The sequence below is a fragment of the Yersinia alsatica genome (genome assembly GCF_025133195.1).
GTDB classification, from domain to species: Bacteria; Pseudomonadota; Gammaproteobacteria; order Enterobacterales; family Enterobacteriaceae; genus Yersinia; species Yersinia alsatica.
This window is the reverse complement of the sequence record NZ_CP104006.1, coordinates 3386670-3399545: the sequence shown is the minus strand read 5'-3', so window position 1 is coordinate 3399545 and position 12876 is coordinate 3386670. Positions and strand designations below refer to the sequence as shown.

The following is a 12876-nucleotide window of genomic DNA, read 5'->3' as shown; positions in this document are numbered from 1 at the left end:
CATTTTAAAGTTACGCGGCCTGATTTGACGCGGCCTGCGGTTCTATAGAGTGTTATTTAACCTTTTTTGGACCACTTTTATCTGGGTTTACTGGCTATAGTCAAAGAGAGTACATTAGTAATGTAAGAAAATTACAAATATCCTGCAACGAGGAGAATAACATGGCGGTAACTAATACAGCCCAGGCAGCCCAGGCGTGTGATCTGGTGATTTTCGGCGCTAAGGGAGACTTGGCTCGCCGTAAACTGTTGCCTTCCCTTTACCAATTAGAGAAAGCGGGTCACATCCACCCTGAAACTCGGATTATCGGCGTAGGCCGTGCCGACTGGGATAAAGACGCGTACACAGCCGTGGTAAAGGAAGCCCTCGATACCTTTATGAAAGAGAAGCTGGATGATGAATTGTGGCAAAAGCTCAGTTCTCGTCTCGACTTCTGTAATCTGGACGTAAACGACAGCAAACATTTTGCCAAGTTGGGCAAAATGCTGGATCAAAAAAATCGCACCACCATCAACTACTTCGCCATGCCACCTAATACCTTTGGTGCTATTTGCAAAGGATTGGGCGAAGCAGGGCTGAATAAAGAGCCTAGCCGGGTGGTGATGGAGAAACCGCTGGGGAAAGATTTGGCCTCTTCGCGGGTCATCAACGATCAAGTCGCGGAATATTTCAATGAGTGTCAGGTTTACCGTATCGACCACTACTTAGGTAAAGAGACGGTACTGAACCTGTTGGCATTACGTTTTGCTAACTCTCTGTTTGCCTCCAACTGGGATAATCGCACCATTGACCACGTGCAAATTACCGTGGCGGAAGAAGTGGGTATTGAAGGGCGTTGGGGCTATTTTGATCAGGCCGGCCAAATGCGCGACATGATCCAAAACCACTTGCTGCAAATCCTGACCATGATTGCGATGTCGCCACCAGCAGACTTGAGCACCGACCGTATCCGTGATGAGAAAGTGAAAGTGCTGCGCTCGCTGCGCCGTATCGATCACACCAATGTGCGTGAAACCACTGTGCGTGGTCAGTACACGGCTGGATTTGTTCAGGGCAATAAAGTCCCGGGCTATCTGGAAGAGGAAGGGGCGAATAAGAGCAGCAATACCGAAACCTTCGTTTCTATCCGGGTGGATATTGATGACTGGCGTTGGGCTGGGGTGCCGTTCTATTTAAGAACCGGTAAACGCCTGCCAAGCAAATGCTCTGAAGTGGTGGTGTACTTTAAAAATCCGGCGCTGAACCTGTTCCGTGAATCCTACCAGCAATTGCCACAAAACAAGCTGACCATTCGTCTGCAACCAGATGAAGGTATTGAAATTGAAGTGTTGAATAAAGTCCCAGGTCTGGAGCACAAGCACCGCCTACAAACGACCAAGCTTGACCTCAGTTTCTCTAAAACCTTTAACGAGCAGCATATTGCTGATGCCTACGAACGTCTGTTACTGGAGACCATGCGGGGTATTCAGGCACTGTTTGTGCGCCGTGATGAGGTTGAAGAAGCCTGGAAGTGGGTTGATTCCATTATGGAAGCATGGGCTGCTGATAATGAGGCACCAAAACCTTATCAATCAGGTACATGGGGGCCGGTAGCTTCTGTTGCCATGATCACCCGTGATGGCCGCTCATGGAATGAGTTCGAGTAACTTGTTCATCTGCGAAGATTAATTGTTGCACGCGCTGCCAGAGCAGGTTTTGGCGGCGCATCTCCGCCAAGGAGATCGGCGGGCAGCTAGAGGCAGGAAGCCGGTAAATAATAAAGAGCTGTTAGCAGGCTCGCATCATGATTCTTTATGGTTGGCGAAAAGCTGAGTATTCTGCCAGCCATATTTCAACTGACACCTTCGGGTGAGTACATGCCAATCGGCATAAGTGGAGATAACAACTGATGAAAAGCTGGAAAACGAGCGCAGAACAGGTTTTGACTGCAGGCCCAGTTGTCCCGGTGATTGTGATTAATAAGCTCGAGCAAGCGGTACCGCTGGCAAAAGCCTTAGTGGCTGGTGGTGTTCGGGTGCTGGAAGTGACGTTGCGCACCCCTTGTGCTGTTGAGGCTATCCGTGCCATTGCCAAAGAAGTCCCTGAAGCCATTATTGGCGCGGGTACCGTGCTTAATCCACAGCAGTTGGCTGAAGTTGTTGAGGCTGGCGCGCAATTCGCTATTAGCCCTGGGCTGACTGATGAACTGCTTAAAGCTGCGACAGCAGGCTCTATTCCATTGATCCCAGGGATCAGCACAGTTTCAGAACTGATGCTCGGCATGAGCTATGGCCTGCGTGAGTTTAAATTCTTCCCGGCGGAAGCTAACGGCGGCGTTAAAGCATTACAAGCGATTGGCGGCCCATTCTCACAAGTGCGCTTCTGCCCAACCGGGGGGATTACACCAAACAACTACCGCGATTATCTGGCGCTGAAGAGCGTATTGTGCATCGGCGGCTCATGGTTGGTTCCTGCTGACGCGCTGGAAAAAGGTGATTACGCTCGTATTACTGAATTAGCGAAACAAGCTGTGGCGGGCGCTACAGCATAAGCTACTCTAACTCCCTGAACTGATGGGAGAAGCGCGGATTATCGCCCAATATAAAACCTCTGCAATGCAGGGGTTTTGTTTTTTTGGATTTACTAACTTATTATTTTTTAATCTCTTTTTTTAAACAATTTATCAAATGGATGGTTTGATTTATAAAATTGACTGTGGTAAAAATACAGCAGTTAATTATTCCAATTTGATGAGGGTTTTAGGCGAATCACACTAGGTTTAGCAAACAAGTATGTGGCTAAAGCAGGTGTGGCTAAAAAAAAGAGATATATTATGATCAAAATTAATGGAATTACTTTCAAACACTCTACATGCCAACTCTTCCTGTCAGCCATTCTGGCCAGTGAGCATCACTGGTGCAGCGAGCTATAGCGTCTTTCTTCTTCCGCTTTAAACATACCGGTCATATTTCAAGCTGCATATGCGTTGGCTGCGTTCAATAATCCGAGTCACTTACTTATGTAAGTTCATCGGGATTATCTTCCCTGCCGCCTTGCTGCAACTCGAATTATTTAAGGTATAAAAGTTTATACGCCAAGTGAGTTTCTATTTCTTACGGTCTGCGCATGCCCTTCGTCTTTGACGTCACAGGGATGTTAGCTACGTTCACTCACCCGAATCACTTACCAGAGTAAGCTCATCGGGATAAGTTCGCTTGCTGCCGACCCGCACCGCCAAAGCCTGTGGGGATATATCAAGTGAATTGGAAACCGTAACAAATAGACCTTAGCGTGCGTTTATGGATGTTAGGAGAAGAATCATGATTTATTGGATATTTTTAGGTTTAGCGATTGTTGCTGAAATTATCGGCACTTTATCAATGAAATACGCGAGTGTCAGTGGTGAGATGACCGGGCACATTGTGATGTATTTTATGATTACCGGTTCTTACATTCTGCTGGCGCTGGCTGTTAAAAAAGTGGCTTTAGGTGTCGCGTATGCATTGTGGGAAGGGATCGGCATCCTGATTATTACGGTCTTCAGTGTGCTGTGGTTTGATGAAAGTTTATCTCCACTGAAAATCGCCGGTTTAGTTACCTTAGTCGGCGGCATTATGTTAGTGAAATCGGGGACCCGTAAGCCGAAGAAACCAGGCAGTGGCAAGATAAGTACCCAGTCAGGTGAGCATCATGCAACAGCTTGAGTTTTATCATATTGCTTTTCTGATATTGGCCGTCATTCTAGAAATTATTGCCAATATCTTGCTGAAGATGTCAGACGGTTTTCGCCGTGTATGGTTGGGTATCCTGTCGTTACTGTCAGTATTAGGAGCATTCAGCGCTTTGGCTCAGGCAGTTAAAGGCATCGAATTATCAGTGGCTTATGCGCTGTGGGGCGGGTTTGGTATCGCCGCGACTGTGGCCGCCGGTTGGATTTTATTCAACCAACGCCTGAATTACAAAGGCTGGATTGGCCTGATTTTACTACTGGCGGGGATGGTGATGATCAAACTGTCCTGATCCCCTGTAGCCCTTGGTGGCAACACCAGTGGCTGCGGATATAAACAGTATTCAGCACAGCAAACTAGGGTAGCCATTTGGCTACCCTTATCATTTTTGGGCCATAAATAACGTTCTTATAACTACAGCGCCGCAATGATTTTGATTTCAACTTTATAGTTTGGATTCATCAACTTGGCCTCGACAGTGCAGCGCACCGGGGCATTGCCATCGACAACCCAGGCATCCCAGGCGGCATTCATTGCAGCGAAATCTGCTTTATCGGCCAGAAATATGGTGGCATCCAAAATCCGGCTTTTATCAGAACCGAGCTGATGCAGCATGATATCAATTGCTGCCAGTGTATTCGCGGTCTGGGCCGTGGCGTCTGCATCCAGATTTTCCGGTACGCTGGTATAATAAATTGTGTTGTTGAATACCACTGCGTCGGACCAACGCTTCTCTGGATTAATTCGCTCAATACTCATTTTCACTCCCTTGTGTGAATGTCAATGTCAGTTTCGCCGCTAGAGTAACATAGCTTACGGCGAGAATGTGTGGTCGCGGGACGTGAGGCTTGGCATAATCAGCGCTGATTTCACTCGGAAGAGAAAGCGTGACAGACGATTTTGCAACAGACGGCGCATTAGCGCAGGCCATTACAGGTTTTAATCCCCGCGAATCCCAGCGCCAGATGGCTGCGGCAATCAGTGAGTCTATTGCTGCCAAACAGCAATTGGTGGTAGAGGCTGGCACCGGGACCGGTAAAACATTTGCTTATTTGGCACCCGCTTTACGGGCTGACTGCAAAGTAATTATCTCGACCGGCTCCAAGGCATTACAGGACCAGCTCTATTCCCGTGACCTGCCCACTGTTGCAACAGCCTTAAAATACAAAGGGAAGCTGGCCTTACTCAAGGGGCGCTCCAATTACCTTTGTCTGGAGCGGCTTGAACAGCAATCACTGGCGGGGGGCGAGTTGGCGAGTGAGACTCTGGTCGACTTGGTTCGCTTGCGCGGTTGGTCAGCTGAAACCGTTGATGGTGATATCAGCACCTGCGGTCAGGTGGCAGAGGATAGTTTTGTCTGGCCGTTGGTGACCAGCACCAATGATAACTGTCTGGGCAGTGATTGCCCGCTGTATAAAGATTGTTTTGTCGTAAAGGCGCGCCGCAAGGCAATGGATGCTGATGTGGTGGTGGTTAACCATCATCTGTTTTTGGCCGATATGGTGGTGAAAGAGAGCGGATTTGCTGAATTAATCCCCACTGCCGATGTGATGATTTTCGATGAAGCCCATCAGATCCCCGATATTGCCAGCCAATATTTTGGCCAGCAACTGACCAGCCGACAGCTGATGGATCTGGCGAAAGACATCATTATTGCTTATCGCACCGAAGTTCGTGATGCCGCACAGTTGCAAAAAAGTGCCGATCGGTTGACACAAAGTACCCAAGATTTTCGTTTAGTGCTTGGCGATCCTGGCTATCGCGGCAACTTACGCGATGTTATGGAGCAACCTGCCATCCAGCGGGCGCTGTTATTGCTCGATGATGCTCTGGAGCTTTGCTACGACGTGATGAAGCTGTCACTGGGGCGCTCGGCGATGCTTGATGCGGCTTTTGAGCGGGCGACGGTGTATCGTAACCGCCTCAAACGCTTAAAGGATGTCAACACCCCGGGTTACAGCTATTGGTATGAGTGTAATTCACGCCATTTTGTATTGGCACTCACGCCACTTTCGGTTTCTGACCGTTTTCGTGAATTAATTGAAGAAAAGCCGGGAACCTGGATCTTTACCTCCGCCACCTTATCAGTTAATGACCAACTGTCACATTTTACCTCGCGACTGGGGCTGACTCACGCCAAAACACTGCTGCTGCACAGCCCGTTTGACTACGCTAATCAGGCATTGTTGTGTGTGCCACGTAATCTACCCTCGGCAAATGAACCCGGCGCGGCGCGCAAATTAGCCGTGATGTTAAAACCACTGATTGATGCGAACCAAGGGCGCTGTTTTTTCCTCTGTACCTCGCACCAGATGATGCGCGGCTTGGCAGAAGAGTTTCGCGCCAGCATGACTTTGCCGGTCTTGGTTCAAGGGGAAACCAGCAAGGGGCAGTTGCTGTCACAGTTTGTGGCGGCGGGCAATGCGCTACTCGTGGCTACCAGCAGTTTCTGGGAAGGTGTCGATGTGCGCGGTGATGCACTCTCTTGCGTTATTATCGATAAACTGCCGTTCACCTCTCCAGACGATCCGTTACTGAAAGCGCGCATTGAAGATTGCCGTCTGCGCGGTGGTGATCCCTTTAACGATGTGCAATTACCTGATGCCGTCATTACCCTAAAACAAGGGGTGGGGCGTCTGATTCGTGATATTGACGATCGCGGGGTGCTGGTCATCTGCGATAACCGGCTAGTGATGCGCCCGTATGGCGCGATGTTCCTTAATAGCCTGCCGCCCGCACCACGTACCCGCGATCTGGCGAAAGCCATCGCTTTTCTCAAACAGCGCGATTGAGGGAAAAGCGAGGAGGGGTGTGCTATCATGCGCGCCCTGTGTTGAATTCATACTCTTTTCCTGCCGAGGTTGGCATGTCCACGCGAATTTTAGCGATCGATACCGCAACAGAAGCTTGTTCTGTCGCACTCTGGAATAACGGCGAAGTTCAGGCTTTATTTGAACTGTGCCCACGGGAACACACCCAACGAATCTTACCGATGGTGCAGCAAGTTTTGGCTGAGTCGGGCCTGACACTGCAACAACTCGATGCCCTGGCTTTTGGCCGCGGCCCGGGGAGCTTTACCGGTGTGCGCATTGGTATTGGTATTGGTCAGGGGCTGGCATTAGGCGCTGATTTGCCGATGATCGGTGTTTCTACCTTGCAAACCATGGCTCAGGGCGCATTTCGTCTGACCGGGGCATCTCGAGTATTGGCGGCAATTGATGCGCGGATGGGGGAGGTCTATTGGGGCGAGTTTGAGCGCGATGCGCAAGGGCAGTGGCTTGGCGAGGGCAGCGAGGCGGTAATGACTCCGGCGCAAGCATTGTTACAGGCCCAGTCACTGAGTGGCCATTGGGCTACAGTGGGTACTGGCTGGCAGACTTATCCCGATATGATTAACGGCAGCAATGTGGTGCTGGTTGACGGGCAAATTATCTTGCCGCACGCCGAAGATATGTTGCCATTGGCTTTATCGTCATGGGCTAGCGGGCAGATTGTCAGTGTTGAACATGCTGAGCCAGTCTATCTGCGTAATGAAGTGACGTGGAAAAAACTACCGGGCCGCTAGAACTTAGCAACTTGCTATCGTGATTAGAGTCTAAAATGTCAGGATAGCAAAGAAATAATAAGGAGTAGCAAACGATGACAATAACTCAATCTAGACAGAATAGAAGCCGTAAATGGATGTGTGGTTGGCTGGGGTTGGGCGCGCTACTGCTTTCCGGTTGTGTCACGGTGCCACCAGCGATTCAGGGGACTACAGCGACACCGCAGCAAAATCTTAATTTGGTCAGAACATCACCGCAGGTATTTGTCGGTCAGGAAGCGCGTTTTGGCGGCACAGTTATTAGTGTGACCAACGAACCGAGCCGCACTCGGCTAGAAATTGCCAGCGTGCCGTTGGATTCTGGTGCCAGACCTATTTTGGGTGAACCTTCGCAGGGGCGAGTGATTGCTTATGTGAATGGTTTCCTTGAGCCTGTCGATTTTCGTGGGCATCTTGTAACCGTCGTCGGCCCGATTACCGGTGTCGAGGCGGGTAAAATTGGCATGACACCGTACGATTTTGTGGTGGTTGATGCTACGGGTTACAAGCGTTGGCATCTGGCACAACAAGTGATGATGCCGCCAGCCATGGGGCCTTGGGGCTATCGCAACCCCGGAATGTGGGGGCCATGGGGCTGGTACGATACCGGACCGGCGCAAATTCAGACTATTGTGACTGAATAGCGCGACGAGTAACGGCTAGCAAGTTGTTGATTTATCTTGGCTAAGAACATAATAGAGCAGGGTGTCGAGTAATCGGCACCCTTTTTTATTGGTTTAAACCTTTCGCTGAAAAAGTCGTGATTTTTTTATCCTTTGTGGCATCAATCCCACCCACTACCAGCCCCCCAAAGACGTGAGAATTGGCTCTATCGGCAGTCAGTGCTTGGAGAAAAGTCCGGCGGCCTGTTACTCAATGCTTGCCAGAAAAGGTAAATCTTGTTTTTGGCCAAACTCAATACGATATAGGGTCATGGTATCTACTTGTTAACATTACGGTGACAGCTTAATCGCAATGAAGCCCTGTATAAGGCTCATTAGCTAAAGGGCAAAAGCTGCTGGTGCTATTCAACCAATTTATATCAATGATCACCAGATAATCATTCTCACCCAAGCTTTAGATTAAGAATGAGTCAAAACGATGTATAATCAATAGGTTATGGTTGCCATAAATATGAATTTATGTAACATATTGATTTTAATTGTATTAATGAGAGGGTGCTGGCTGCCTGGTTTTTTTGCTGGGATGCATGAAAAGAATTAGTGATGTACTTCTCAACTTCAAAATTGTTTAAAAGCAAACTGGTAAGCTGAGTTAAAATATTGTTAAAGTTCTGGTGTGAGTTTGAGTCTTACCCTGGCGATCAATAATAATTTCAGGAGTGCTACCTTGGAAAAAGTATGGCTAAAGCGTTATCCGGCAGATGTCCCCGCAGAGATTGACCCGGACCGCTATTCTTCTTTGGTGGAAATGTTTGAGAACGCGGCATTGCGTTATGCGGACCAACCTGCGTTCATCAATATGGGGGAGGTGATGACCTTCCGTAAGCTGGAAGAGCGTAGCCGTGCTTTTGCCGCCTATTTGCAACAAGGTCTAGGGCTACAAAAAGGCGACCGCGTTGCCTTGATGATGCCTAATCTGCTGCAATATCCTATCGCCTTGTTTGGTATTTTGCGCGCCGGTATGGTGGTGGTGAATGTTAACCCACTGTATACCCCGCGCGAGCTGGAGCATCAGTTGAATGATAGCGGCGCTGCCGCCATTGTTATTGTCTCCAACTTTGCTCACACACTGGAAAAAATCGTTTTCAAAACCCAGGTCAAGCACGTCATTTTGACGCGCATGGGGGATCAACTGTCGACGGCCAAAGGAACGCTGGTGAATTTTGTCGTGAAATACATCAAGCGACTGGTGCCGAAGTACTATTTGCCGGATGCCATTTCATTCCGCACCGCTCTGCAGAAAGGCCGTCGCATGCAATATGTGAAGCCGGATGTCATCAATACGGATATGGCATTCTTGCAGTATACCGGCGGAACGACCGGCGTGGCGAAAGGCGCGATGCTGACTCACCGCAATATGCAGTCGAATCTGGAGCAGGCGAAGGCGGCCTACGCGCCATTACTGCAACCGGGCCATGAATTGGTGGTAACGGCACTGCCGCTCTACCATATCTTTGCTTTGACCATGAACTGCTTACTGTTTATCGAGTTAGGCGGGCGCAGTTTATTAATCACCAACCCGCGTGATATTCCGGGTATGGTGAAAGAGCTTAGCCGCTATCCATTCACCGCCATGACCGGCGTGAATACATTATTTAATGCGCTGTTAAATAATGAAGAGTTTACCAAATTAGACTTTTCGACATTACGGCTTTCAGTGGGTGGCGGCATGCCAGTACAGAAGGCGGTGGCTGAAAAGTGGGAAAAACTGACCGGTAAACACTTATTAGAAGGCTACGGTTTAACGGAATGTTCGCCGCTGGTCACAGGTAACCCTTACGACTTGAAGCATTACAGTGGCAGCATTGGTTTGCCCGTCCCCTCTACGGATGTGCGGCTGGTTGATGATGAAGGTAACGATGTCACCGTGTTCGGTGAACCGGGCGAACTATGGGTGCGTGGCCCACAAGTTATGTTAGGCTATTGGCAGCGGCCCGATGCGACCGATGAAGTGTTAAAAGATGGGTGGCTGGCAACCGGCGATGTTGCGACCCTCGATGAACAAGGTTTCTTGCGAATTGTGGACCGTAAGAAAGATATGATTCTAGTTTCTGGTTTTAACGTCTACCCCAATGAGATTGAAGATGTGGTCGCGTTACACCCAAAAGTGCTGGAGTCGGCCGCTGTTGGGGTGCCTAATGAGGTCTCCGGCGAGACGGTAAAATTGTTTGTAGTGAAAAAAGATGCTTCATTGACGCCTGAAGAGCTGTTAACCCATTGCCGCCGCTACCTTACAGGGTATAAAGTACCGAAAATAGTAGAGTTTCGTGATGAATTGCCGAAATCTAATGTCGGTAAAATCTTACGAAGGGAACTGCGTGACGAACAGGTTAAGGCTAACGCTAGCGAGCAAAACGCAGCTTAGCGTAACGGAGTCACCCAATCATCATCAACAACGCCGGTCATCACCGGCGTTGTTGTGTTTGCCATAGACTATATCCAGTTGCACGATAACGGGTATAACGACCAAGAGAATGACGTTTTGAATTATCAGTTGATCACGACCGACAGTGCGTTGCAGCAGGTCTGCGAGCTCGCCCGAAAACATGCCCATGTCGCGCTGGATACAGAGTTTGTCAGAACGCGCACTTACTATCCGCAGTTGGGCCTGATTCAACTGTATGACGGTGAACAACTTTCACTGATCGACCCTTTACCTATTACTGAATGGCAACCTTTCCGCGAACTGCTGCAAGATTTGGATGTGGTGAAGTATCTGCATGCCGGTAGTGAAGATCTTGAAGTATTCCTCAATGCTTTTGGTCTGATGCCGACGCCGATGATTGATACTCAGGTATTGGCTGCATTCTCCGGGCGCTCGCTCTCTTGTGGCTTTGCCATGTTGGTGAATGAGTTCGAAGGTATTGAGTTAGATAAAAGCGAATCTCGCACGGATTGGATTGCCCGCCCACTGAGTGAAAAACAGTGTGATTATGCGGCTGCGGATGTGTTTTATCTGCTGCCTTTGGCCACCAAGCTGGTTGAAGCGACCGAGGCTGCCGGGCGTATGGATGCGGCTATTGATGAATGTCAGCTGCTGTGTCGACGCCGCAGTGAAACATTGGAACCGGAACTAGCATACCGCGAAATCACCAACGCCTGGCAGTTACGTGGTCACCAGTTGGCCTGTTTGCAAAAGCTGGCTGCATGGCGTTTGCGTCAAGCGCGTGAGCGTGACCTGGCGGTGAACTTCGTGGTGCGAGAAGAAAATCTGTGGCAAGTTGCCCGCTATCAGCCAACCTCACTGGGAGAGCTGGATTCTCTGGGGTTGAGTGGTCAGGAGATCCGTTATCATGGGCGCACGTTGCTGGCGCTGGTGGTCGAGGGCAATGCCGTCCCTGAAGACCAACTGCCACCACCGGTGATTAATTTGATTGATCAGCCCGGTTACAAGAAAGTCTTTAAAGATATTAAAGCGCTTATTCTCGCAGTCAGTGAACGTAGTGGACTCAGCAGTGAGCTATTGGCATCACGTCGTCAAATAAACCAATTACTCAGTTGGCACTGGAAACTGAAATCAACGGACACTCAACCAGAATTATTAAGTGGCTGGCGTGGGGATTTATTGTCTGTGGAATTAACCGAGATTTTACAACAGTATTAATCGATATTCAGAGGGGAGGAGACTTCGCTCTGAATGTTTCAGTTTAAATTTATAGCCCGTTGATGGACAATTGAAATAGGGGTTAAGAATTTTCTTGTTTTGCTGGCGATATATTTATAGAGAAGTTTGAGCTGGATATATATACAGTAAATAACAGAGAAATACCCCCTGTAAATAAATACAGGGGATAGTTATTGCGAAGAAATCATTTAGGCGTTTCTTCCGTTTCCGGTAATGTCACGTTAAGTTCAAGCACCGAAATATCATCCCCTTTCTGCTCAAATTGCACATGTAGCATTTCAGGGTCGATCTGAATATATTTACAAATAACCGCCAAAATATCGCGTTTCAAGTCAGGCAAATAATGGGGCTCACTGTCCCCACGACGACGCTCAGCGACGATAATTTGCAGCCGTTCCTTGGCTATATTGGCTGTCGGTTTTTTGCGGGACAGAAAAAAGTCTAACAAAGCCATGGTTTATCCCCCAAAAAGGCGTTTCAGGAAGCCCTTCTTCTCTTCTTCGATGAAGCGGAAGGGACGTTCTTCTCCTAGCAAACGGTCAACGGTATCGTCATAAGCTTTACCGGCATCTGACTCTTTGTCCAGAATCACAGGCTCGCCTTGGTTCGAGGCACGTAATACAGACTGATCTTCTGGAATAACGCCAACCAGTGGGATCCTCAGGATATCGAGGACATCTTCCATGCTAAGCATATCGCCGCGATTCACACGCCCTGGATTGTAGCGAGTCAACAGCAGATGTTCTTTAATTGGCTCCTGGCCATTTTCTGCACGACGTGATTTCGATGACAGAATCCCAAGGATACGGTCTGAGTCACGCACAGAAGAAACTTCAGGGTTGGTGGTGATGACCGCTTCGTCAGCAAAATACAGAGCCATCAAGGCGCCGCTTTCGATACCCGCTGGTGAGTCACACACAACAAACTCAAAATTCATGTCGCCAAGATCGTTTAAAATCTTTTCAACACCTTCTTTGGTCAGAGCATCTTTATCACGGGTTTGCGAAGCGGGCAGAATATATAGATTATCTGTGCGCTTATCTTTTATTAATGCCTGATTCAACGTGGCGTCACCTTGAATAACATTAACAAAATCGTAAACGACCCGGCGCTCACATCCCATAATCAAGTCTAGGTTCCGTAGCCCGATATCGAAATCGATAACGACGGTTTTTTTACCTTTTTGGGCCAAGCCGGTTGCGATAGCCGCGCTTGATGTGGTCTTGCCAACGCCCCCTTTACCCGATGTAACAACAATAATGCGTGCCATGAAATGGA

12 protein-coding genes are annotated in these 12876 nt (G+C 48.8%); 9 read left to right on the top strand and 3 right to left on the bottom strand.

Annotation, left to right across the window (positions count from 1 at the left end; all coding sequences use genetic code 11):
* Positions 1-161: 161 nt before the first annotated feature.
* The 4 genes from zwf to mdtI all read left to right on the top strand — a co-directional run bounded on the left by zwf (position 162) and on the right by mdtI (position 3999).
* Positions 162-1646, top strand: a complete 1485-nt coding sequence (zwf, locus tag N0H69_RS15125) for a glucose-6-phosphate dehydrogenase (protein WP_050107245.1) — start codon at positions 162-164, stop codon at positions 1644-1646.
* A gap of 242 nt (positions 1647-1888) precedes the next feature.
* On the top strand, positions 1889-2530 hold the full coding sequence (locus tag N0H69_RS15120; RefSeq protein ID WP_004708500.1) for a bifunctional 4-hydroxy-2-oxoglutarate aldolase/2-dehydro-3-deoxy-phosphogluconate aldolase: 642 nt from the start codon (positions 1889-1891) through the stop codon (positions 2528-2530).
* Between the two features lie 769 nt (positions 2531-3299).
* Entirely contained in the window at positions 3300-3683 is a 384-nt protein-coding gene (mdtJ, locus tag N0H69_RS15115; RefSeq protein ID WP_050107244.1) for a multidrug/spermidine efflux SMR transporter subunit MdtJ, read from the top strand.
* Complete coding sequence (gene mdtI, locus N0H69_RS15110) at positions 3670-3999, top strand: multidrug/spermidine efflux SMR transporter subunit MdtI (RefSeq protein WP_005163022.1); 330 nt, start codon at positions 3670-3672, stop codon at positions 3997-3999. The genes mdtJ and mdtI overlap by 14 nt, the downstream gene beginning before the upstream one ends.
* Before the next feature lie 122 nt (positions 4000-4121).
* Here the strand turns inward: mdtI and N0H69_RS15105 are convergent, their stop codons facing one another.
* Entirely contained in the window at positions 4122-4466 is a 345-nt protein-coding gene (locus N0H69_RS15105) for a RidA family protein (RefSeq protein ID WP_050107243.1), read from the bottom strand.
* Between the two features lie 128 nt (positions 4467-4594).
* Between N0H69_RS15105 and yoaA the strand changes: the two genes are divergently transcribed.
* The 5 genes from yoaA (at position 4595) to rnd (ending at position 11577) form a co-directional block, all read left to right on the top strand.
* Positions 4595-6499: a DNA repair helicase YoaA gene (gene yoaA / locus N0H69_RS15100; protein ID WP_050133987.1), complete on the top strand. Its 1905-nt coding sequence runs from the start codon at positions 4595-4597 to the stop codon at positions 6497-6499.
* Positions 6500-6573: 74 nt separating this feature from the next.
* Positions 6574-7272, top strand: a complete 699-nt coding sequence (gene tsaB / locus N0H69_RS15095) for a tRNA (adenosine(37)-N6)-threonylcarbamoyltransferase complex dimerization subunit type 1 TsaB (protein ID WP_050122222.1) — start codon at positions 6574-6576, stop codon at positions 7270-7272.
* A 74-nt stretch (positions 7273-7346) separates the two neighbouring features.
* Positions 7347-7934 carry a Slp family lipoprotein gene (locus tag N0H69_RS15090; RefSeq protein WP_050151732.1) on the top strand — a complete coding sequence of 196 codons (588 nt, stop codon included), beginning with the start codon at positions 7347-7349 and terminating at the stop codon, positions 7932-7934.
* A 706-nt stretch (positions 7935-8640) separates the two neighbouring features.
* Positions 8641-10338 (top strand): long-chain-fatty-acid--CoA ligase FadD, encoded by a 1698-nt coding sequence (gene fadD / locus N0H69_RS15085; protein ID WP_050107240.1) that lies wholly within the window; start codon positions 8641-8643, stop codon positions 10336-10338.
* A 117-nt stretch (positions 10339-10455) separates the two neighbouring features.
* Positions 10456-11577, top strand: coding sequence for a ribonuclease D (gene rnd / locus N0H69_RS15080; protein WP_050107498.1), 1122 nt, complete (start codon positions 10456-10458; stop codon positions 11575-11577).
* 205 nt (positions 11578-11782) lie between these two features.
* Here rnd and minE read toward each other — a convergent pair whose 3' ends face one another.
* Together minE and minD are read right to left on the bottom strand one after the other, a co-directional pair.
* A complete protein-coding gene (gene minE / locus N0H69_RS15075; RefSeq protein WP_002211180.1) occupies positions 11783-12052 on the bottom strand; it encodes a cell division topological specificity factor MinE in 270 nt (89 codons plus the stop codon).
* Positions 12053-12055: 3 nt separating this feature from the next.
* Positions 12056-12868: a septum site-determining protein MinD gene (gene minD, locus N0H69_RS15070; RefSeq protein ID WP_050101166.1), complete on the bottom strand. Its 813-nt coding sequence runs from the start codon at positions 12866-12868 to the stop codon at positions 12056-12058.
* Between the last annotated feature and the right edge of the window lie 8 nt (positions 12869-12876).

Coding starts and splice junctions, on each gene's coding strand:
- zwf (WP_050107245.1), top strand. CDS start 162: ATGGCGGTAACTAATACAGCCCAGGCAGCCCAGGCGTGTGATCTGGTG.
- minE (WP_002211180.1), bottom strand. CDS start 12,052: ATGGCTTTGTTAGACTTTTTTCTGTCCCGCAAAAAACCGACAGCCAAT.
- N0H69_RS15090 (WP_050151732.1), top strand. CDS start 7,347: ATGACAATAACTCAATCTAGACAGAATAGAAGCCGTAAATGGATGTGT.
- mdtJ (WP_050107244.1), top strand. CDS start 3,300: ATGATTTATTGGATATTTTTAGGTTTAGCGATTGTTGCTGAAATTATC.
- minD (WP_050101166.1), bottom strand. CDS start 12,868: ATGGCACGCATTATTGTTGTTACATCGGGTAAAGGGGGCGTTGGCAAG.
- N0H69_RS15120 (WP_004708500.1), top strand. CDS start 1,889: ATGAAAAGCTGGAAAACGAGCGCAGAACAGGTTTTGACTGCAGGCCCA.
- mdtI (WP_005163022.1), top strand. CDS start 3,670: ATGCAACAGCTTGAGTTTTATCATATTGCTTTTCTGATATTGGCCGTC.
- tsaB (WP_050122222.1), top strand. CDS start 6,574: ATGTCCACGCGAATTTTAGCGATCGATACCGCAACAGAAGCTTGTTCT.
- N0H69_RS15105 (WP_050107243.1), bottom strand. CDS start 4,466: ATGAGTATTGAGCGAATTAATCCAGAGAAGCGTTGGTCCGACGCAGTG.